The organism is Streptomyces sp. NPDC058872 (assembly GCF_042743065.1).
In the GTDB taxonomy this organism is placed as follows: domain Bacteria; phylum Actinomycetota; class Actinomycetes; order Streptomycetales; family Streptomycetaceae; genus Streptomyces.
On record NZ_JBHYMK010000013.1, the window covers coordinates 52,985 to 74,735 of the forward strand.

Sequence of the window (21,751 nt, forward strand, 5' to 3'; positions counted from 1 at the left end):
TCCTTCAGGCGCGCGGTGGTGGCGCCGGAGGCAGCGGGCGCCGGGCGACGTCGTCAGCGTCCTCGGGAGACAAGCCGAGCATGCGCAGGATGAGGGCGGCTGTCCGCTCGCTTGTCTCGGGGCCCACGACCCCTGGGTGGCGGGATTCGAGTTCGAGCAGTCCCAGCAGTGCGCCCCCCACTGCCGAGAGCGTGATGTCAGGGCTGTCCACCGCGAAGCGGCCGCTCGCCATGCCGACCTCGATGTCACGCAGGGCCCGGGGGGCGAGACCGCTCTCGGCATGCAGCTGTGCCATACCGCGGCGGCGGAGGATCTTGGCCAGCTCCGGATGGGTGACGACCATGCCGATGGTCAGACGGACGTTGGCGGCGATCACTTCGGCGGGGTCGTCGAGCGTCGCCGTAACGTCGTCCAGCAATTGCCCGTACTCCTCCAGCGCGTCCGTCACGGCCGCGTCGAACAGTGCGGACTTGCTTTCGAAGTGGTTGAAGAACGTTCCGAAGCCGACATCCGCTTGTTCCGCGATCTTCTGGATGCTCGTGTCCGGCATCGCGTTCTCCTCAGCCAGGATGACGCGAGCGGCGGCGATCAGGGAGCGCCGGGTCTGGGCCCGGCGGCGTTCAAAGCGGGTCTCGGCGCGGGGCGGCTTCTGCTCTGGCATGGCACCAGCGTAGATCACTGTCATGTACCGGCGGTGAGGCTGCCGAAGCCGGCGGCGGTTGCCCGGTCGGAAACGCCTGGAGCCGCGTAGCAGGACGCTGTCCAGGGAACCCCGCACCGGGCGACCGCCGAGAAGCCCGGTCCCGTTGCCGGAAGGACATCCGGCCAGCCGGCTGCGCGACGCCCTCGGCGCACTGCCGGAAGAGGCACGGCCCCCAGCTCAGGCGTTCGTCACAGCTCCGGCACTGCGCACCTGCGACGTTGCGACGAGCATGCGAGTCCACCGTCCCCGAGGGAGCTCTTATGCCAGGGGGTTGGCCAGGAGCAGTTCCGTGTTGCGGTCCGCCGTCTCACCCAACTGCTGAAGGTTTACGTACAGGTCGTTGTAGGACAACTCTCGGTACAGCGATGCCAGACCTGGCGCCGAGAAGTCGCCGTAACCGGCCGCGTACGGGGCGTCTGCCTCGATCAGCGTGGTGAACAGCGACAGCGTGCCGTCTCCGTTGTCGGCGACCTCGATCAGCCGGGCGAGCTGAGGGAAATCGATGTGTGAGGCGGTGTTGATCTCCCAGAACCCCAGTTCGGGGCGATCTCCGGCGTGCGGCGTGATCTTGTTGGCGTGCGTGTGCCCGTTGACCCACGCGACGACATTCGGGTAACGGTGCAGCAGTGCCACGAGTGCCGCGCCGGGCAGCCGTGGGTCCAGCGGATGACGGCGGTCGGGCAGCAGGTTACCCATCGTCGTGGACGTGTGATGGCTGAACAGTACGAACAGTTCGTCACTCACGGCTTGGCGCACACGCGTGCCGTCATCCGTCCAGTACACCGAGCTGTTCTGCCGCAGTTGCCTCTCGAGCCACCTGAGCTGGCGTTGCCCGATCGACCCGTCAGCCAGCGCCGTCGTGGTCGTGTCCAGGGAAATGCCGGTGATGCCCGGAGCCAGGCGGAACGAGTAGTAGACGTCCTGGCCGTCTGCGTTGTTCTCGGTGAAGCCGTGCCCGGCGGGTCCGGAACGGCCGGGCGCATCCAAGTGCGCGCGGACGAACTCGCCCGGGGTGAACGGGCGGCGGCGCTGGTCGGGGGTGACTTCGCGGACGATCCCTCCGCTGGTCAGATCCTTGACCGAGAGAACGGCTCCCGGCTCGCGCAGCGCACGCGCGATGCGCCGCATGTCCCCCTCGTCGCGGCCGATCACCTTCCAGCGGCCGGTGTACCACTCCTCGGTGCCGGGCATGTCGGCCAGCGTGCCGGCGACGGAGTCGTCGTGGTTGCCGAACGTACAGAACCACGGCAGGGCGAGGCCGGGTGAGGTCACCGTCTTCCCTGCGGCTTCGAGCAGCCCCGGGATCGTGGGGAAGCCCTTGTCGGTCCAGGCCCCGGCGGTCGCACGGCCTGGGTTCCAGTAGTGCGAGGAGCCGGAAGTCTGCACGCCCTCAAAACGTGTCAGATCACCTGATGTAGGGGTGAACTTCCCGCCGTTGAGCAGGGCGAGGAACCAGTCGAGTTCGAGTAGTTCGTGGTTGTCGGTGTTGTCGCCCGTGGTGACCACCGCATCGAGCCTGCGGCCGGTGAACGGCCCGCCGCGCAAAGCGTTGATCCGCTCCACCAGCGCGATCGTCGCCATCGGGGCCAGTGCCTCCTGTGGCCGGTGCGCCGACGGGATCAGCGGGTGCACGTACTCGAACCGTGCCGGGCTCTCCGCGTCCAGCACATGCAAGTCCGTCAGCTGCGCGAATGCGGTCACAGCCATACGACGGTCGTCGCGGCTCGCCTGCCCGGTCGCAAGGTCCTCGCGCACCACCAGTGGCCAACCCGGGCCTGACGCGAGGCGCGTGTAGGAATCGGTGCCGGCCGTGACCGGCGTGGCAACCGCCTGGAGAGTGGTGCCGTCCACCGATATCGCCCGTCCCGCACCGGCAACGAGGGGCGCGGCCCTTGCAGCAGTGCCTCCGAGCGCTACTCCTGCCCCCACCAGGCCACCCAAAGCGATCAGTTCGCGTCTCGTCAGCCCGCTCATGTCCACTCCGTTCCCTCAGCGCCACAAACCTGAGTGAATAATCAATATTGATGTCACGCTCACCATAGGAGGCGAGAGGGGACGACTGATGACTGCGAGGTGAACATACGGAGGGCGCGAGGGGCGTCCGACACCTGCCCGAAGTCGGCGAGAGGGGCGTGCCGATCACTCCACGGAAATGGGCGCCGGCCGCAGGCGTCAGATGTCGAACGCGGGAGGCAGAGGCTCGCGCACGATGCGGCGCGCCTCGCTCGTTTCTACGCCCAGTGAGATGAGCACGCCTTCTGCCAGTTGATCGGCCGATGCGCCGGCATCGGCCTCCGGGCGTGCATCGAGGAACTGCACAACACCCAGCAGGGCTCCCAGGATCGCCATGAGGGCGAACTCGACGTCCGGAGGGGCGGCAAACCGCCCCGACTTGACGCCGGCCACAAGATTGACCCGAGCTCGGGCGGTCAGGCCCGTGTCGTCGAGGAGCAGTCTGGTGCCCTGGTGAAGCAGGATGCGGGCCATCTCGGGCTGCTTCCGCTGCAGCCGTCCGGTGGTGCGGATACCCAGGGCGAGCACACGTGCCGGATCGTCAACCCCCCGCACAAGGCCGTCCAGGACCTCGCTGTGGTTCGCGAGGGCCACATGGATCGCTTCGTCGAAGAGCTCTTCCTTCGAGGCGAAGTGGTTGAAGAAGGAACCGAAGCCCACGTTGGCGGTTTCGGTGATTTCCCGGATGGTGACATGCATCCGCCGCTGAGCCAGGAGGGTCTGTGCGGCTGACACGAGCGCCGCATGCGTGCGCGCCCTCTGGCGGCCCGCCCGTCCTGCGGGAGTCCTGCCGGACTTCGCGGTGTTCGCCTCGGGGGTCATGCAGCCTGCCTTCAGTGCCGCGGCGGCACTCATTCTGATGATCCGGTCACCTGTGATGATAGTCGCACTCTCGTCCGATCTCACCCGGCCGTGCCGCAGGTGCCTACCTGACGGTCGGGTGTGACTCAAGGTCCATAGGGTTGATGAAATCATCAGTTGGCATTGACCCGAAGCGAGGAGGATCGCTAGATTGATCGACAGATCAGCCATGAGGAGTCGATCAGCCATCGACCGTCACGGCCGGATGATCTGTGGTTACACCTCTGCGGGCGGGGTGTTCGCAATCCCTGGCCGATGAGCCACGGCCCGCGTCGCGGGCGGTGGGCTCGCCTCTACTGAGCGCATTCCATCCAACTCGAGCATGAGGTTTGACATGTACACGCAGAGAAGTCGCGCCATGCGCAGACTCAGCATCTCGCTCGCACTGTGTTCCGGCATCAGCGCCGTCACGCTGCTGCCGAGTTCCAGCGATGCGGCTCAGCAGACAGTGTCCGTGGTGAGCATGGGGGCGGGAAAGAACGCCGACAAGCTGGCCACCGCTGCGATCCAGGCGCTCGGTGAGCACCCGCGTGACGCGCGCATCTCCGACGGCGTGAGCTTCAGCGCCGTTTCCACGCTCGTCGACCCGGACGGCACCACGCATACACGACTCGACCGCACCTACAAGGGCATACCGGTCCTCGGGGGTGACCTCGTCGTCCACCTCAAGCGCAACGGCGCGTGGAGAGGTATATCGCAGACCCTCGGCGCGCCACTGAATCTGGCGAGCCGTGCCAGCGTCGCCGCCGACCGAGCCGTCGCCGAGGCTCTCGCCACCCGGGACGGGCTGCGCGGCATCTCCGGCATCAAGACCGACGGTGAGCCGCGCCTGGTCGTCGACGCGACCGGCAACACCCCGCGCCTCGCGTGGGAGGTGACCACCACCGGCACACAGCACGACGGGACGCCGAGCCGCCTGGCGACCTACGTCGACGCGGCCAGCGGCAAGGTCATCCGTGACGTCCAGCAGATCCGGAGCCTGCGCGCCACGAACGTCTCGAAGGCCGCCGCAGCGTCTGGCGATACCACCGAATCCCAGGACAGCAGGGCATTCGACGAGGTGAAGTCCCGCCAGAGGGCGTCAGACGGATCCCTCCAGGGCGTTCCCGCCACAGGCAAGACGCTCTACAGCGGCGACGTGGAACTCGGTGTGGTGCCGTTGGCCGACGGCTACGTCATGCAGGACCCCGCCCACGGATGGTCCTTCACGACCGACATGCTCAACCTCAGTGACGGACCGCTTTGCAGCAGCGAGGGCTACTGCTGGAACGGGGTGCCGGTCACCGAGGACACGACGGTATTCGGCGACGGCACGACGGACGCTCGCGACTCGGCGGCGGCCGACGCCCAGTACGGCACCGACGTCACCTGGGACTACTACAACGACGTGCACAAGCGTCAGGGCATCTGGGACATCCCGTTGGGCTCCTACAACCGCGTCCACTACCAGCACAAGTACGTCAACGCGTTCTGGGACGGCGAGAAGATGACCTACGGCGACGGCGACGGCGTCGAGTTCGGTCCTCTGACCTCACTGGACGTCGCCGGACACGAGATGTCCCACGGTGTCACGGAGAACACCGCGCGGCTCGCGTACTTCGGCGAGGCCGGCGGGCTCAACGAGGCCACCTCCGACGTCTTCGGCACGATGGTCGAATTCCACGCCGACAACGCCACCGATCGCGGCGACTACCTCATCGGCGAACAGTTCGACCTCCAGAAGCACACCGGCTTCCGCCGCATGGACGACCCGGCCTCCGACGGCGACTCCCTCGGCTGCTGGAGTCCGCGGGCGAAGGTGGTCGACGTCCACTACTCCAGCGGTATCGGCAACCACTTCTACTACTTGCTCGCCGAGGGCTCGGGCGAGAAGACGATCAACGGTACCGTCCACAACTCGCCGACCTGCAACGGCTCTGCCGTGACCGGCATCGGCCGTGACAAGGCGCAGGCGATCTGGTACCGGGCTCTGACGACCTACATGACATCCCTCACCAACTACAAGCTCGCCCGCGTGGCGACCCTCCAGGCCTCAGCGGACCTGTACGGAGAGGACAGTGCCGAGTACACCGCGGTCGGCGACTCCTGGGACGCCGTGAACGTCACCGGTATCCCGATCGAGCTGCCGAACTGAGGCCTTTCCGAGCACCTGAGCGCATCCTGTCGGCCCAGTGCCAAGACGCCCTGCGCAGTATCGAGGGCGTCGGCTGCTGCCGGACTGCTGTGCTCTGAAGCAGCCCCCTGGTCGGAGGGCCTATGAAGCCACCCAGGCCAGGGGGCCGTTGATTCTCACCGTGCAGGAAATCCGCGGGCTGTCTGCCACTGACCAAGCAGCGCCTCTTCGAGGAGGCTGTGACGGCCTAGCGGAGCATGCCGGAATCAGCAGCGAGGGGTTGTTCGGTCCAGATGGTCTTTCCGTTCCGGGCGTAGCGGCTGCCCCAGCGGGTGGTGAGCTGGGCGATGAGGAACAGACCTCGGCCACCTTCGTCGGACCAACGGGCGCGGCGCAGCCGTGGCTGGGTGTTGCTGGGATCGTTGACCTCGCAGACCAGCACGTTCTCCCGGATGAGGCGCAGGCCGATGGGACCGCCCGCGTAACGGACGGCGTTGGTCACGAGTTCGCTGACGACCAGCTCGGTGGTGAAGGACACCTCGTCCAGTCCCCACGCGGTCAGCTGCCCGACCGCCGCCCCGCGGGCGGCGGCGACGACGGACGCGTCTGCGGGGAACTCCCAGGTCGCGGTGTTTCCCGGGTCGATGGCACGCGTGCGTGCCAGGAGCAGGGCCATGTCGTCACGGACCGGAGCGTCGCCCAGGCTGCGGAGAAGCTCGTGGCCCGCGCTTTCCAAACCACGGCCGGGGCCGGCGAACCGCGCGAGACGGTCAGTCAGCCGCCGCAGGCCGGCGTCGGGATCGTGGTCGTCTCGGTAGATGACGCCCTTCGTGTACACCGCGACGATGCTGCCTGGCTCGAGGCCGAACGTGGTCGCCTCGAACGGCAGCCCGCCCACACCGAGCAGCGGTCCGGGCGAGATCTCCACGGATTCGACGGTGCCGTCGGGTCGGATCACGACGGGCGGTGGATGTCCGGCGCTGGCCAGGGTGCACTGGCAGGTGATGGGGTCGTAGACGGCGTACAGGCAGCTGGCCCCGACGGTGTCCCCTTGGTGGGGTGCCTCGCCCTGGAGCTGCTGGACGAGATCGTCGAGATGGGTGAGGAGTTCGTCCGGGTCCAGTTCCAGATCGGCCAGGGTGTCGACGGCCGTGCGCAGCCGGCCCATGGTGGCGGTGGCGGGCAGACCGTGTCCCGTGACGTCGCCCGCGACGAGGGCGACGCGGAAGGACGGGAGGGCTATGACGTCGTACCAGTCGCCGCCGATCTCCGCCCCGCCTCCCGCCGGCACGTAGAACCCCACGGTCTCCGCCGCGGAAGTGTCGGTGGTAGCCGCGGGGAGCAGGCGCTGCTGCAGAGCGACGGCCGCCCGGTGCTCGCGCGTGTAACGGCGGGCGTTGTCCACGCCGAGTGCGGCCCGGGAGGCTATCTCCGTCAGCAGGTCGGCGTCCTCCTGGCCAAAGGGGCCGGGTCGGCGGGTGCGCCAGACGACCACGGTGCCGAGGACGAGGCCACGGGCGAACAGCGGAGCCGCGATCGCCGAGTGGCCGTGCTCGGGGACGAACAGAGGAGCCAGCTCCGAGTACCCCTCGGCTGCGGCGATCACGCTGTCACGGTCGGGCAGCAGGACGGTCTCCCCCTGCCCGATCCTCCGTAGGAGCGCGTGGTTCGGCAGTGCGGGCGGGAGCGCGCCCGCGGCCGGGAGGCCGGTGGGCCAGCCCTCACCCGGCGGGGCCACGCCGATCCGGCGCAGGTTCCACTGCCCCGGCCCGGACATCTTCGGGGGCTCGTCCCCCTCGAGCACGGCCTCGGACAGGGCCACCCAGGCCACGTCACCGAGGGCCGGCACGAGGACGTCCGCCAGCTCCTGCGCGGTGCGTGCCACGTCCAGCGTGGCACCGATGCCCGCTCCGGCCTTGGTCAGCAGTTCCAGTCGCCGCTCGGCCCGGTACCCGTCCGTGATGTCGACGTACGTCTGGCACGTGCCGAGGGGACGGTCGGTCGGGTCGGTCAGTCGGAACGTGGACAGCGACCACATCCGGTCGCGGTCCGGTCCGGACGGGGGGCTCCCGCGCACCGGAAGGCCGAGGACGGGCTCACCGGTTTCCCGTACCTGCCGCAGCACCCGGTCGATCGTTCCGGAGTCGACGTGGGAGGTGTCCGTGCCGACGTGCCGGCCAATGAGCTGCTTTCCGGGATGACTGAGGGCTCGCTCCGCCGCTCCGTTCAGCAACCGGTACCGCAACTCGTCGTCCAGGACGGCGATGGGGGCGGGATACTGCTCGAACAGGGCCCGCATCATCGCCCGGTCGACGTCCTCCCGTTCGATCCGCCGAGCGTCTCCTGCGGAGACCGACCATCCCGCCCGGCCCTCCCGATCCGTGAGCGGGCGCACGCGCAGCGCGACCCTCACCTCGTGCCCGTCGCGGTGCCACAGGCCAAGAATGCCGTCCCAGCTCCGGCCGACCTCAGGTCGGTCGCGCCCGGCCAGCGCCGCTTCGCGGTCCCCGCGTGTGGTCAGCAGCTCCACCGCCGGTGTGCCGCAGACTTCCTTCGCCGAGTATCCAAGGAGGGCTTCCGCCTCCGCACTCCACAGTTGGAGGGTGCCCACCCGGTCCACCCAGGCGGTGGCGGGACAGGGATCCTGCGGCAGGCCTCCTTCTCCCGCACCGGCCCCCTCGGCGTTCACGGGTCCGCTCATCGGCATCAGTCCATTTCTGGCTTCGCCCTCTGGCCATCATAAGAGAAGCGGACATTCAGTACGTCTTGCACGCCTGAGGGCGAGGTCTCCGACAGGGCCGTGGTGCTCGCCTCCGGCGTGCTGACAGCCGGTGTCGTCCCGCCCTTTGGCCGAGAAGGCGCCGCTGTCACCCGTGCAGGTGGGCGGCATTCGGCAGCCAGGAGCGTCGTGTGAGGGCCCTGGCCCTGTGGCCGTATGACAGCACGGCGCCGGCGCGCCGGGGTCTAGGCCGTGTTTTAGGAAGCGCGGGCGGCTAGCCATGTGGTGAGGTCGCCCGCGATGCGGTCGCGGTCGGTCTCGACGATGACGTCGTGTTCGCGGCGGGTGGTGTCGCGGCGGATGACTTCGTATCCGCCCTCGTCCAGGACCGCGACGGAGGCGAACCAGGCGGGGTCGTCTTCGTCAGGCTGGATGACGACGAAGGTGTTGTCCGTTCCGTCCAGGTCGCCGATCAACATGAACAAGGCGTCCTCGGACGGGTCGTCGATGTGGTCGCCGTTCTCGCTGTCGGCGCAGTAGTGCTCGGCGGCCACGGGCCCTCCCCTTGTGCGTGTGCTGATCGAGCTGACGGCCAGGATGGCACGAACGCCCCGCCGGGCCGGTGGTTCACAGCCACTGGTGGATCGCCGCGATCTGGACGGTGGCCTCGAACCGGACGGCGAGCTTGTCATAGCGGGTGGCCACCGCGCGATGCTGCTTGAGCCTGCTGATCCCGCACTCGACAGCGTGGCGGGACTTGTAGTCCTCCCGGTCGAGAACCGGCGGACGGCCACCAAACCGCCCACGGCGCTTGCGGTTGCGGATCTGGTCGGCCGGCTCCGGGATGGTGCACCGAATCCCGCGCCTGCGCAGGTAGGCCCGGTTCGCGCGGGACGAGTACGCCTTGTCGCCCCGCACCCGCAGCGGTCTGCGCCTGGGCCGACCGCTGCCGGGTCTGGGCACCCTGATGGCCTCAAGGACCGGTTCGAACGGGGGGCTGTCGCCCCGCTGCCCCGCCGTTACCAGCAGCGACAGCGGTTTCTGGCCCTGCTCGCAGGCCAGATGGATCTTCGTGGTGAATCCGCCCCTGGACCGGCCCAGCCCGTGATCGTCCGGCTCGACGCCGAGCCCGCCGGGTGGTTCCTTCTGCCCCGCCCCGTCCCGGCGGGCACCGGCGGCATGCTGATGAGCCCGGCAGACGGTGGAGTCGACGTTCACCTCCCACGTGATCAGCCCGGCCGCGTCGGCCCGCGCCTGCAACAGCGTCAACAGCCGGGCCCAGACACCCCCGCGTTGCCAGCGACGGAACAGCCCGTAGACGGTCTGCCAAGGGCCGTACTCATCGGGAAGGTCCCGCCACGGCACCCCGGTTCGAACCCGCCAACGCACCCCGTCAATCAACCGCCGCCGACTCGACTGCCTACGACTCACACCCGCCGCAGGCAGCAACGACTCCAGCACCGACCACTGCTCATCAGAAAGATCCCCACGCCCCACAACATGATCATCGCGGAATGGGAGCGTGAACCGCAGCCCGACCTAAAACACGGCCTAAGCCCCACCCGGACGCGGGAAAGTACACTTAAAGACAAGTCGCCCAGAAAGGGACATTCCTACTTCACGGGACATGCGCGGGACCGAGCCGCTAACATCGCGTCAGCTGAGCCACTGACCTGCGAAAACGCTGGGTAGAGTCAACGCTCCGGAGCCGTGTGCGCAGGTTCGAATCCTGCCGGGGGCACTTCCGGAAAAAGGGTCTGACCTGCGAAAACGCAGATCAGGCCCTTTCTCGTACATGCCAAAACGTATGCGGCCTATAGACCGTTGCTCTTTTCGGGTGCCGTGGGGCGTCGCTCCGTGGAGTCGGTGCCGTTGGATCGCGAGTTTTCGCAGGTCAGAACCGTCACGCCGGATGCGTCGACATCGCGCCGGCCTGCCTGTGACAGCTCTCCAGGACACCTCGGCCCAAATTCGCTCAGTAGTGCTGAATTCGCCCGTGACCTGCTCGGATACCCTGAAAACGCAAGCGGTCCAGTGGGTCGTTGCTCCTCACGCTTGATATATAAGGTTTTGTGCGTTTCATGGCGTTCTGACACTCGGGCTACTCGCGGGCAACTGGCAGGCCAGGCAGTCGGCCGCTCCCATAGCGGATCCCGATCCCCGGGGTCAGCCTGGAGAACGGCAGGCAGTTATTGGTTCGAAACGCTTTAGTTTCAGGCTCTTTGGCCGTTCATGAGTAACTTGCCGGGGTATACCCGGATGTGGTCGCCGGGCGCACAGGAGGCTGTGCGGTTGCTGGCGGTGTCCACGCCGCTGGAAGGGCGGGACCCAGTGGCCCTCGGCCTTGTTCGGTGGGTCAGGGCCGTGGACGACTGGTGGCCGGGGCGCGCTGCTGTCGCCTGCGCGTGGCCGGAGCGTGGGCGACCCACAGGTGCTGTCCGAGGTCGAGCACGCTGTCGTCCGGCAGGCCGTCCTCGATCACATCGCCTGCGATCTGGGGTTGTCCGGTCAGCGGGTCCGTTCCGGTGCTCGTCCTGCTGTCATCCCCTTGCCTCTCCTTCCGGTAGAAGTTGACGAGTCCTCGGTGAAGGGGCTGAGCATGCGGCGCAAGGCGGTCTTCTCCGGTCTCCAGCCGGCGTCGTGCAGGCCGAGTGCCGCGTCGGTGCGGGTGCGGTCGAAGCGTTGGCGGTTGGTGAGGTACGGGGAGAAGGCGGACAGCATCTTGTGGAGCCGCCGGTCTTCGGGGTGGCGGTGGTCGGCGTCGGCCTGGAACGTGGGGGCCGGCCTGCCGGCGTTGGCGACCATCGCTTCCAGCGCTTCGCCCGTGGGGGCCGCCGCGGGATTCGTGAGGTGGTAGTGGCCCGTCGGTGCGTCGCGCAGGTGAAGCCGGGTCGCCTGTTCCGCGACGTGGTCGATGGGGATCAGGTCGAAGGGTTCCTCGGGCAGGGCACTGATCCGGGGGCTTCGTTCGGGGGAGGCGGTCAGCAGGTGTGCGGCGATCAGGCGTTGGACGGTGAACAGGCCGCTGGGCGTGCCGGGGTAGCGCAGGGTCTGGCTGTGGCCCACGATGATGCTGGGGCGCATCACCCTCACGGGCAGGTCGAGGGCGCGCGCGAGTCGGCGTTCGGCGGAGAGCTTGCTGGCTTCGTAAGGGTTGCGCGGGCGGGCCTGGAGGACCGGCCCCTCGGTGATCGTTCCCTCGTTCAGCCCTGCCACGTATGCGGTGCTGATGTAGTTGAAGGTGCGGGTGGGAAGCTGCTGGGCGAGTCGGACCATTCTTTCGGTGCCTGCTCGGTTGGCTGCGAAGGAGCGGCGGCGTTCCGCGGGGCGGAAGAGCATGAGCGCGGCGCTGTGCCAGATCTCCACGTCGTCTCGTCCGGCCGGCAATCCCGGACCTGGGGGGTGGGGGTCCGTGAGGTCGAAGGGCAGGGCGCGGCTGTGGCGGAGCGCCTTCTGCGTCGTCTTGTCGCAGGTGCCGTATGCCGTCGCGGCTTGTCGGAGCGTGTGGTGCAGGCGATGGGTGGGGTCACCGGATCCCGGCCGAACCAGGCAGACCATCAAGTCATCGGTCTCGGCGGCTAGTTGGAGTACGAGTGCTGCGCCGAGCAGGCCGGTGGCACCCGTCAGGAGATGTGTGGTGGGCATGTGCTGTCCCTATGCTGTGGACCGTGTCGGCCGGAAGGCCAGAGCGGTGTTGTGGCCGCCGAATCCGAAGGAATGGCTGAGGGCCAGTGAGACCGGGGCGCTGCGACTCTCGCCGCGGACCGTGTCGAGGTCGTACTCGGGGTCCGGGTCGCGGAGGTTGCCGATGGGCGGGATGGTGCCGCGGGAGACGGTGAGGGCCGTCAGAGCAGCTTCGACTGCCCCGGCGGCGCCCAGGAGGTGGCCCAGCACGCCTTTGGGCGCGGTGACTGCGGGGCGGTGCGGGAACAGCCGGTTGACCATGCGCGCTTCCGCAGCATCGTTGAGGGCCGTACCGGTGCCGTGGGCATTGATGTGATCGACCTCGCTGGTGAGGCACCTGCTCGTTCGAGCGCCCGGTGGACTGCGAGGGCGGCTCCTTCGCCGTCGGGATGGGGCGCGACCGGATGGTGGGCGTCACACGACGCGCCGTAACCCGACAGCAGGGCATACCCAGGACGCCCTCGGGCGGATGCCTTCCGAGCGGGTTCCAGCACCAGGACTCCGGCCCCTTCCGCGATGACGAAGCCGTCACGGGCCCGGTCGAAGGGGCGGCTGGCTTCGGCGGGACGCTCCGTGCGCTTGGAGAGGGCCCCCATCCGATCGAAGGCGCTGACCAGAAGCGGGTGCACCGAGGCATCGGCCGCTCCCGCCACGGCCACGTCACAGGCCCCGGCGCGCAGCAGGTCCCAGGCCGTACCAATGGCGGTGGCACCGGATGCACAGGCTGTCGCCGTGGCCAGCACGGGTCCTCTGGCGCGCAGTTGGATGGCCACCTGCCCGGCCGCCATGTTGGGCAAGCACATCTGCAACAGCATCGGTGACAGATAGCGCGGACCCCCACGGAGAAGTTTGGCGTGCTGCTGCAGTTGTGTGCCCAGGCCCCCCGTGCCGGTGCCGAGGACGACCGCCACGCGGTCGCCGTCCCAGACCGCCGGGTCGAGCCCGGCATCCGCGACCGCCTCGGCCGCCGCCGCCAAGGCGAACTGTGCGTAGCGGTCGAACTGCCAGGGCCGCGGGTCAGGAACGTGGAGCGGCGGTTCCCATCCGGGAACGCGACAGGACATGTCGACGGCCAGTCCCGCCAAGTCGGGGTCGGCCCGCGCGGTCGAGCGACCGCCGCAGACGCGCTCCCAGCTCACCTCACGGCCGATGCCGGCGGGTGTCACCAGACCGACTCCGGTGACGGCCACCGCGTCAGCGAGCCCACTCATTGCACTTCCGGGGCCACCCCGGACAGCAACTCCGAGGCCTGTGCGAGGGTCGTGCCGGGCAGGGCCTGCGCGTCGTCCACCTCCACCCCGAGTTGCTCCGACAGGACGACGAACACTTCGACGACCGCAATGGAGTCGAGCCCGAGGTCCTGGAAGGTGCTCTGCTCGGTCATCAGGTCTTGGCGTACCTGGAAGCGTTCCTGCAGCAGGGTGGTGAGTGAGGTTTTCTCAGCGAAATTATCTTCGTGAAGTTGGGTGAACCGCCCGGCTCGGGATGGACCGAGCGGCTGGGTCCCGGGCGCGGACAGGCGTGAAGCCCCTGGTAGGACAGGTCTCTCTCACAAGATCGTCCGTTGAACCAGAGGCTTCACGTTGGTCACCTATGTTGCCACGCTCGACGTCCCGCGCCACGTGGTGGAGTATCTCGCCCGTCTGCTGGCCGTCCACCGGAGGCGGATCGGCACCCCGAAGGGCTCGCGGGCTCTGGGCCCGTTCCGGCAGGCGGTGCTGGTGCTGCGCTGGTTCCGCGAACGTGGCTGCGTGCACTGCCTGGCCCGCGACGCGGGCATCTCGCAGGCCACCGGCTACCGCTACCTGCACGAGGGCATCGACGTCCTCGCGGAGAAGGCTACCGACCTGCACGAGGTCCTGAGCCGTTGTCAGCGCGAAGGCATGACGCACGTGATCCTCGACGGCACGCTGATCGAATCGGACCGCCTCGCCGGCGTCCGCGACAACGGCAACGACTGGTGGTTCAGCCAGAAACACAAGGCGTTCGGCGGCAACATCCAGTTCCTGTCGGCCCCGGACGGTACCCCGCTGTGGGTCTCCGACGTCGAGCCCGGCTCCACGCCCGACATCACCGCCGCCCGAATCCACGCCCTGCCAGCCCTGTACAAGGCGGCGGCTGACGGCCTGCCGACCCTGGCGGACAAGGGCTACATCGGAGCGGGGATCGGCATCCTCATCCCGGTCCGGCGCCCAAAGGGCAAGTCAGAACAGGCACTTCACGTCGACACCCGCGTGTTCAACACCCTGCTGCGGCACCTGCGGGCCCTGGGCGAGCGGACCGCCGCCGAGCTCAAGCAGCGATGGCGGGCCCTGCAGCACGTCACGCTCAGCCCGAGCCGGATCGGAGACATCGCCCGCGCCGCCCTCGTCCTCAACGGAATCTGGAAGTGATCACCGTTGAGAAAACCTCAGTAGTTGGTACTGCTTGGTGTTTTCCGGCATGGCGGATCTCCTCGTTGTGTGTGGTGGTGGGGGGAGCGGGCTCACGCTGATGGCGCGGCCTGATGAGGGCACGGGCAGGAAGGGGAGAGTGGCGCGCGCTTCCGGCGCTATCGGTTTCGCGCCAGCAGTTTTCGACGGTCTCGGGAGGCGTTTACCGTGCCCGCATACTCGATGTCGACGAGGAATGGGAGGCAACCGCCGGTATTCGGCGACGGCGGGACGAGGGCCGCCGCCCGTGCCTTTGTCACGGGCCTCGAAGGGGCGGCACACGGTGTCTGCCCGGTCGATATCGGGCTGCTGTCCGGAGCCATCGGCGTTCGATGCCGGCAGCGTCTCCCGGATCGCCTGAGGAATTCGGCTCCTCGTCATCGACAGAGCCACGTTTTGGTGCGTCAGATGTGGGTGACGGTTGACGTCTGTCGGCTCGTCGGCCAGGTGAGGGTGGCGGCGCCCCACGCCAGGCCCCCGCCGAACGCCGTCAGCAGGGTGCGGCTTCCCGGGCTGACGCTCCCCTGGGACAGGGTTTCGGCGAGTACCAGGGGGATCGATGCGGACGAGGTGTTGCCGACGTCGCGGATGTTGCCCAACCGGCTGGCCGGCGGGACGTTGAGCCGCTCCGCCACGGCGTCGAGGATCCGCTGGTTGGCTTGGTGGCCGATGAAGGCACCGAGGGATTCGGGAGACCACCCGGACCGCTTCAGGACCTCTTCGGAGGCGGCCGACATCTGACGGACGGCTTGACCGAACACCTCGCGCCCGCGCATCCGCACGAACCGTTCGCCGCGCGGCACCGGTGCTTCATGGGGCGAAACGTCTGGGGGATAGGGCTGCCGTGCCCCGCCTGCGGCAATGGAGATCAGATCACTGCGGGTCCCGTCGCTGGCCACGACCACGGAGTGGAGCGCACCGGGCTCCCCTGGGTGCCCGGTGCGGAGCACCACGGCGCCGGCACCGTCGCCGAACAGGACCGCCGTGTCCCGGTCCTGCGGGTCGATGATGCGCGTCAGCGTGTCCGCGCCGACCACCAGGACGCGTTGGGCGGCCCCGGACCTGATCCATGCGTCGCCCACGGCGAGGGCATAGAGGAATCCGGCGCAGGCAGCGGCGACGTCGAAGGCCGCCACGCCGGACAGGCCGATGCGTGCCGCGACTTCCGGAGCGGTGGCGGGGCAGCGCCGATCAGGCGTGGTGGTGGCCAGGAGAAGCAGGCCGATCCCCGATGCCCCCGTGGGGCAGGACGCCAGCGCGTTCTCGGCTGCGGCAGCCGCCAGATCTCCCGTACTGATCTCGGGCGCCGCCCAGTGCCGGTTGTGGATGCCGGTGCGCTCGGCGATCCACTGGTGAGAGGTGTCCAATCCGGTGAGAGTCAGCTCGTCATTGCTGACCACGCGTCGCGGCAGGGCTCCGCCTACACCGTCGATCACGGACACATTCGGATCAGCCACCGAGAGGAGCCTCTCTCCTCAAGTAATGGCTTGTGCGGCAATGCGCGCGGAATGCGCCCTGGTTTCGGAATCCGAGCGCCGGACGGGGCACGGCCCGCTGCGATATGTGTGACAAGACAAGGCCTCTCGACGTTTCCGTAAACGGTTCGAAGCTCGAGGTAGTCGGCCTCGTGTTCACGCGCGACGCGAAGGCGGTCAGTAGCGCCTTGGTGGTGAGGTTTTCTCAGCAAATGACCTCTGTGGAGCGGACTGATCGGCACATGTCCCTGTGGGGCGGCGCCATCCGAGGCTCATGCTTCTCCCGGACGGATTCGACGGTCACGCCGATCGCCTCGCGATGGCCAGGAGATCACCTTGCAGTCGCGTACGCAGGTTCGAATCCTGCTGGGGGAACTTCCAGAAAGAGGGCCTGATTGGCAGAAGTGTCGGTCAAGCCCTTTCTTGTACATGCCAAGGCGTAAACGGTCCATGGATTGCCAGCTGTGGAGGCGCACCGCTCCGCGGAGCCGATGTCGCCGGATCGCGGGTTTTTGCAGGTCAGGGCCGCCGTGCCGGACAGGTCGGCATCACAGCAGCCTGCTGCGGCAACCGTTCGAGCTACTCATATCGATTTGTGGGGGACTCGGCTGCAGACGTGATGAGCGCCGCCCCGCGGGCGCCGTGCGTCGTAGCGTGCCTGCGTCGCAAGGAAGGTCCCAGGAGGGCGAGGCGGGTATGGAAGCGTCAGGGACGGGCGGGTGCGGGCGCTGGTCGTCGCTCTTCCGCTCTCCATGGACCGGTACGGGTGCGCGGATGGTGCTCGCCGGTGTGTGGTGCTGGGCCGGCTGGGCGAAGTTCCTGCATCCGGAGACCTCCGTGTACGCGGTCCGCGCCTATCGCGCTCTTCCCGAGGGGCTGGTCCATCCGGTCGGCTACGGTCTTCCGGTCCTGGAGCTCGCGCTGGCCGTGCTGCTGGCCGCCGGTGTGATGACGCGGTTCGCCGCAACGCTCTCGGCCCTTCTCCTCCTGGCGTTCCTCGCGGCGATCATCCAGGCGTGGGCGCGGGGCATGAGCATCGACTGCGGGTGCTTCGGCGGCGGCGGAGCGGTTGATCCCGGTCAGACCCGGTACGCCGCGGAGATCATCCGCGACCTGGCGTTCCTGGCCCTGAGCGTGCTGCTGATCCGGCGCCCGCGCACCCGTGTGTCGCTCGATGCCGTGCTGCCCTGACCCCTGCCGTCCTCTCCCGAGCGCACATGCGCACGCTTCTCTCCCTGTGCATCACGATTGGTTGTCCGATGGTCAAGCCTCGCCGTTCCCCCTCCTCCGGCAGCGCCCGCGCGCGACTCGCCGCTCTGCGTCAGCAGGAGGCAGAGCGTGCCCGCCGAAGAAGGACGCTCGTCCGGACCGCCGTGGCCGCCGCCGCGCTGACCGCGGTGGTGGCCGTGACGGTCGCCGTGCAGTCGTACAGGGAGGGGGATGACCGGCCCGTCGTGATCCCTCAGGGAGCTACCGGTCCGGAAGGGCTGGTCATTCCGACGGGCGACGATGACGCTCCCGTGATGCTTGCCGTCTACGAGGACTTCCGGTGCCCGGGCTGCGGGCAGGTGGAAGACAGGCTCGGGCCGACGATCAACAAACTGCAGGACGAAGGAAAGCTCCGGGTCGAGTACCACGTGCTGTCCCTGGTCGACAGCATCGTCCCGGGCAAGGGCTCGACGTACGCGGCCAGTGCCGCCGCCGCGGCGCAGGAGGCGGGGAAGTTCCGCGAGTACCACGACGCGCTCTTCGACAACCAGCCGGAGGAAACGGACGACGCCTTCGGGGACAAGGATTTCCTGCTCGCCCTGGCCGACCGGGTCGACGGTCTGAACACCCCCGAATTCACCGAAAGCGTCAGGGCGGGAACGCACGACACCTGGGTCAAGACGGTGCAACGGACGTTCGATCAGCAGACCGCGATCCAGGGAACCCCCGCCATGTTCCTCGACGGCGGGGAAGCCGACCTCCTGAAGGACCCGCAGCACCCCCTCACCGCGGAACGCCTCACCCAGCTGGTCGAAACCGCGGCACAGGCGAAGACCGGCCGTTGAGCGCAAACCGGCGAGGCGCGGCCGGACCTGGGCAAGGGGTCTTCAGAGACCTGCGGGTGGCACCGTCCGAGGCTCATGCTTCTCCCGGACGGATTCGACGGTCACGCCGATCGCCTCGCGATGGCCAGGAGGTCGGCGGCCGGCCCTTGGAGACGTTGTCCGGTCGGCCACACGGCGCGCAGCGTGCGGGTCAGGTCGACGGCATCGACGGTGACCACCACCAGGCGCTGGGCGCGCACGTCGTCCTGGACCGAGAGGCTGCTCATGACGGCCGGCCCCGCTCCCGAGACCGCCGCCGCCTTCACCGCGGCAGTGGAGGCCAGCTCCAGCGACGGCGTCTCGGGCCCGCCGTGGGCGGCCAAGGCGCGGGCCAGGACCTGGCGGGTGCCGGAGCCCTGCTCACGCATGATCAGAGGGGTACGGGCCAGCTCCTGAGCCGTGACGGATGCACGGCGGCGGGCCCACGGGTGGTGCGGGGCTGTGACGACCACGAGCCGGTCCGTGGCGATGACGGTCGCGTCGAGGCCCGGTGGGACGGTGGAGCCCTCGATGAAGCCGACGTGCGCTTCGCCCGCCAGGACCTTCTCGGCGGCAGCACGGGAGTTGTCGACGCTCAGCGCGATCGCCGTGCCGGGCCGCTCCTGTCGCAGGACGACGAGCCAGGGCGGCAGCAGGTACTCGGCGATCGTGAGGCTCGCCGTCACGCACAGCCGGTTGTCGCGCCGCGCCCGCAGCGAGTCGATCCCCGCGTCGAGCGAAGCGGCGTGTTCCAGGAACGGGCCGGCCCACCCGGCGACCAGGGCACCGGCCGGAGTCAGCCGGGAACCATTGAAGGAACGCTCCACGAGGCCCACCCCGATCTGCTGCTCCATGGCCCGCACCCGGGCCGACGCCGCCGACTGGGTCATACCGAGCTGCTTCGCGGCCTTACCGAGACTGCCCCGCTCAGCCACGGCCAGCAGCAGCTCGAGAGAGGCGAGGTCGGGGACACGGCGTAGCAAGCTCATGGGCAGATAGTAACTTTCCCCCTTTGTAGGGTTTTGGGTGCGGCGGAGGGATGTCGCGTGGCGCCGGGTGAAGGGGTGCGTCACTGTGACCTCATGCCCCTCTCGGATCCACCGGGTGTCGCTCCCCGGGAGACTGCCGCGCGGCGTCTGCTGGGCGACCTGCAGCACCCGCACGAGGCCTTCCGCCATCTGGGCCCGAACTGGTATGCGTCGGTGATGGGCACGGCCATCGTGGCGAACGCCGGTGCAACTCTTCCGGTCCATGTCACAGGTCTGCGGACCTTCGCCACGGCCGTGTGGGGGCTGTCGCTGGTCATGCTCCTGGCGCTGCTGGCGGCCCGCGCAGTCCACTTCGTACGCCATCCGGACCAGGCGCGTGCCCATCTCTTCGACCCGACGGTCGCCCCCTTCTACGGCTGCCCTCCGATGGCCCTGCTCGCCGTGGGGGCCGGCACCCTGCTGGTCGGCCAGGACGTCATCGGTGCCGATGCCGCACTGGCGCTGTCCTGGACCTTGTGGATCTCCGGTACGGCGCTCGGCCTGGTGGTGGCCGTGGCCGTGCCGTTCCTGATGATCACCGCCTACGAGCTGAAGTTGCGCAGCGCCTCGACCGCCTGGCTGCTGCCGATCGTGGCTCCCATGGTCTCGGCGGCCACCGGCCCCCTGCTGATCCCCCACCTGCCCGCCGGCCAGTGGCGGGAGGCGATGCTGCTGGGCTGCTACGCGATGTTCGGGCTCAGCCTGATGGCGACGCTGCTCATCCTGCCGACCGTGTGGTCGAAACTGGTCCAGCACAAGGTGGGCCCGCTCCAGATGACGCCCACCCTGTGGCTCGTGCTGGGCCCGCTCGGTCAGTCCACCACGGCTGTGAACTCGCTCGGCGACGTGTGCTGCGGAGCCGTGGACGCACAGCTCGCCTCCGCGCTGCGGATGTTCGCGATCATCTACGGCGTGCCCGTCATGGGATTCGCCATGATGTGGATGGCCCTGTCCGCCGCCGTCACCGCGAGCGCCCTCGCGAACAGGATGCCCTTCGCACTGACCTGGTGGGGCTTCACCTTCCCCGTGGGCACGTGCGTCACCGGAGCATCGGGCCTGGCCCTGCACACCGGCCTCTCCCTCTACACCTGGATGGCCGTGGCCCTCTACGTCCTGTTGCTGGCGGCCTGGGCGGTGACCGCGACCCGCACCGCGATCGGCGCCGGACGGGGTGCTCTGTTCCTCCCGCCCCGTTAGCGGCCTCCCGCTCTTGCGGCATGAGCCGGCTGCCGCCCGGGTCAGCGGGCTTCGGAGGAACGTGGAACGCGTCGAGACCGGACCCGACGGGCTGGCGGCGCGCCGCCCATGTGCCCGGGACGTGCGCTCCGTGTGTCGGCTACCTCAGCCAGTGGGTGGCGACGGCGAGGAGGTTGGTGACGCCGATCTCGATGGTGGGGTCGGGCACGGGGGCGTAGAAGGGGGAGTGATTGGCGGGGACGCTGTCGGGCAGGCCGTTCACGTGCAGCTGGTCGAGTTCGGTGACGCCGGCGAAGAGGGCGGGGTCGGCGCCGCCGAACTGCCAGTAGACGGAAGGGACGCCGAGTGCGGCGCCGAAGACGCCGAAGTCCTCGCCCGCGTTCAGCGGCTGGGGCAGTGTCACGACGCGGTCCTGTCCGAGGGCCTCGGTGAGGCGGGTGTGGACGATCGCGGTGGTCTGCGGGTCGTTGACGGTCAGGGGGAAGGACTCCAGGCGGGTGAACTCGGGGTCCTTCGGCGCGTTGGAGGCGGCGGCCTCGGCCCGGACGACGCGCTCGACCGCGGCCAGGAGCCGGTCGCGCACCGGCGGGGTGAAGCTGCGGAGGTTGACCTCCAGGTCCGCGGTCTCCGGAATGATGTTGCCCTTGGTGCCGGCGTGGAGGGAACCGACCGTGACGACCGCCGCCTGAGAGGCCCCGATCTCGCGGGAGACGATGGTCTGGAGCCGCATCACCACGGCGGCGGCCATGACGACCGGGTCGACGGACATCTCAGGGGTGGAGGCGTGGCCGCCGCGGCCGTGGAGGCGGATCCGCAGGTTGTCGGCGGCGGCCATGAACAGGCCCGGGCGGGTGACGGCGTATCCCACGGGAGCGGGGAACACGTGCTGGCCCAGGCACACGTCGGCGCGCGGGAAGCGGTCCAGGAAGCCGTCCTCGATCATCGCGGGTGCGCCGCCGATCTCTTCGGCCGGCTGGAAGACGGCGACCACCGTGCCCGACCAGTGCTCACGGGTGGCGGCGAGCTGGGCGGTGGCGCCGAGGAGGCAGGTGACGTGCATGTCGTGGCCGCAGGCGTGCATCACGGGCACTTCCCGGCCCTGCGGATCGGTGCCGGTGTCAGTGGAGGCGTACGGCAGGCCGGTCTGTTCCTTGACGGGGAGCCCGTCCATGTCGGCGCGAAGCAGCACGACGGGCCCCGCGCCGTTGGTGAGGACGCCGACGACGCCGGTGCGGCCGACGCCCTCGGTCACCTCCCAGCCCTGTTCGCGCAGCCGGGCGGCGACGATGCGGGCGGTGCGGACCTCCTGGAAGGCCAGTTCCGGGTGGGTGTGCAGGTCTTCGTAGAGGGCACGCAGTCCCGGAAGGCGGTCGGTGAGGCCGGACAGCAGGGGTGTGGTTTCGGTGGTGGTCATGAGGGGTGTCCTTCGCTTCGTTCGTACGGGGTGGGAGGGG

General features: G+C 68.9%; 17 protein-coding genes and 1 pseudogene. 5 read left to right on the plus strand and 13 right to left on the minus strand.

The features are described from left to right. Positions 1-4: 4 nt before the first annotated feature. The 3 genes from ACFW22_RS10835 to ACFW22_RS10845 form a co-directional block, all read right to left on the minus strand. Complete coding sequence (locus tag ACFW22_RS10835) at positions 5-661, minus strand: TetR/AcrR family transcriptional regulator (RefSeq protein ID WP_386401479.1); 657 nt, start codon at positions 659-661, stop codon at positions 5-7. 300 nt (positions 662-961) lie between these two features. Then, positions 962-2,677, minus strand: a complete 1,716-nt coding sequence (locus tag ACFW22_RS10840; RefSeq protein WP_386401481.1) for a TIGR03767 family metallophosphoesterase — start codon at positions 2,675-2,677, stop codon at positions 962-964. Positions 2,678-2,875: 198 nt separating this feature from the next. Next, the gene (locus ACFW22_RS10845) at positions 2,876-3,571 is read right to left on the minus strand and encodes a TetR/AcrR family transcriptional regulator (RefSeq protein ID WP_386401483.1); all 696 of its coding nucleotides are present in this window, start codon (positions 3,569-3,571) and stop codon (positions 2,876-2,878) included. 364 nt (positions 3,572-3,935) lie between these two features. On the opposite strand from ACFW22_RS10845, the gene ACFW22_RS10850 reads away from it, so the two are divergent. After that, on the plus strand, positions 3,936-5,711 hold the full coding sequence (locus tag ACFW22_RS10850; protein ID WP_386401485.1) for a M4 family metallopeptidase: 1,776 nt from the start codon (positions 3,936-3,938) through the stop codon (positions 5,709-5,711). Between the two features lie 226 nt (positions 5,712-5,937). Here ACFW22_RS10850 and ACFW22_RS10855 read toward each other — a convergent pair whose 3' ends face one another. The 7 genes and pseudogenes from ACFW22_RS10855 to ACFW22_RS10885 form a co-directional block, all read right to left on the minus strand. Continuing rightward, positions 5,938-8,391, minus strand: a complete 2,454-nt coding sequence (locus tag ACFW22_RS10855) for a SpoIIE family protein phosphatase (protein WP_386401487.1) — start codon at positions 8,389-8,391, stop codon at positions 5,938-5,940. A gap of 275 nt (positions 8,392-8,666) precedes the next feature. After that, positions 8,667-8,963 carry a hypothetical protein gene (locus tag ACFW22_RS10860; protein ID WP_386401489.1) on the minus strand — a complete coding sequence of 99 codons (297 nt, stop codon included), beginning with the start codon at positions 8,961-8,963 and terminating at the stop codon, positions 8,667-8,669. Positions 8,964-9,036: 73 nt separating this feature from the next. Then, positions 9,037-9,906 carry an IS5 family transposase gene (locus ACFW22_RS10865; RefSeq protein WP_386401491.1) on the minus strand — a complete coding sequence of 290 codons (870 nt, stop codon included), beginning with the start codon at positions 9,904-9,906 and terminating at the stop codon, positions 9,037-9,039. Between the two features lie 859 nt (positions 9,907-10,765). Next, positions 10,766-10,891 carry a hypothetical protein gene (locus ACFW22_RS10870; RefSeq protein WP_386401493.1) on the minus strand — a complete coding sequence of 42 codons (126 nt, stop codon included), beginning with the start codon at positions 10,889-10,891 and terminating at the stop codon, positions 10,766-10,768. A 26-nt stretch (positions 10,892-10,917) separates the two neighbouring features. Continuing rightward, positions 10,918-12,054, minus strand: a complete 1,137-nt coding sequence (locus ACFW22_RS10875) for an SDR family oxidoreductase (protein WP_386401495.1) — start codon at positions 12,052-12,054, stop codon at positions 10,918-10,920. Between the two features lie 9 nt (positions 12,055-12,063). Further along, positions 12,064-13,304, minus strand: a pseudogene (locus tag ACFW22_RS10880) (beta-ketoacyl-[acyl-carrier-protein] synthase family protein). Beyond that, positions 13,301-13,477, minus strand: coding sequence for an acyl carrier protein (locus tag ACFW22_RS10885; protein WP_386401497.1), 177 nt, complete (start codon positions 13,475-13,477; stop codon positions 13,301-13,303). Before ACFW22_RS10885 ends, ACFW22_RS10880 begins: the two are co-directional and overlap by 4 nt. A 199-nt stretch (positions 13,478-13,676) precedes the next feature. Here ACFW22_RS10885 and ACFW22_RS10890 point away from each other — a divergent pair, with 199 nt between their 5' ends. Then, a complete protein-coding gene (locus ACFW22_RS10890) occupies positions 13,677-14,486 on the plus strand; it encodes a transposase family protein (RefSeq protein WP_386401499.1) in 810 nt (269 codons plus the stop codon). Positions 14,487-14,929: 443 nt separating this feature from the next. Here ACFW22_RS10890 and ACFW22_RS10895 read toward each other — a convergent pair whose 3' ends face one another. Then, complete coding sequence (locus tag ACFW22_RS10895; RefSeq protein WP_386401501.1) at positions 14,930-15,961, minus strand: beta-ketoacyl-ACP synthase 3; 1,032 nt, start codon at positions 15,959-15,961, stop codon at positions 14,930-14,932. 735 nt (positions 15,962-16,696) lie between these two features. Here ACFW22_RS10895 and ACFW22_RS10900 point away from each other — a divergent pair. Together ACFW22_RS10900 and ACFW22_RS10905 are read left to right on the plus strand one after the other, a co-directional pair. Next, positions 16,697-17,191: a MauE/DoxX family redox-associated membrane protein gene (locus tag ACFW22_RS10900; protein ID WP_386401503.1), complete on the plus strand. Its 495-nt coding sequence runs from the start codon at positions 16,697-16,699 to the stop codon at positions 17,189-17,191. 68 nt (positions 17,192-17,259) lie between these two features. Continuing rightward, entirely contained in the window at positions 17,260-18,054 is a 795-nt protein-coding gene (locus tag ACFW22_RS10905; RefSeq protein ID WP_386401505.1) for a DsbA family protein, read from the plus strand. A gap of 101 nt (positions 18,055-18,155) precedes the next feature. On the opposite strand, the gene ACFW22_RS10910 is transcribed toward ACFW22_RS10905, so the two are convergent. Then, a complete protein-coding gene (locus ACFW22_RS10910) occupies positions 18,156-19,061 on the minus strand; it encodes a LysR family transcriptional regulator (protein WP_386401507.1) in 906 nt (301 codons plus the stop codon). 93 nt (positions 19,062-19,154) lie between these two features. On the opposite strand from ACFW22_RS10910, the gene ACFW22_RS10915 reads away from it, so the two are divergent. Next, on the plus strand, positions 19,155-20,297 hold the full coding sequence (locus tag ACFW22_RS10915; protein ID WP_386401509.1) for a TDT family transporter: 1,143 nt from the start codon (positions 19,155-19,157) through the stop codon (positions 20,295-20,297). A gap of 139 nt (positions 20,298-20,436) precedes the next feature. Here ACFW22_RS10915 and ACFW22_RS10920 read toward each other — a convergent pair whose 3' ends face one another. Beyond that, positions 20,437-21,711 carry an amidohydrolase gene (locus ACFW22_RS10920; RefSeq protein WP_386401511.1) on the minus strand — a complete coding sequence of 425 codons (1,275 nt, stop codon included), beginning with the start codon at positions 21,709-21,711 and terminating at the stop codon, positions 20,437-20,439. Positions 21,712-21,751: the final 40 nt, after the last annotated feature.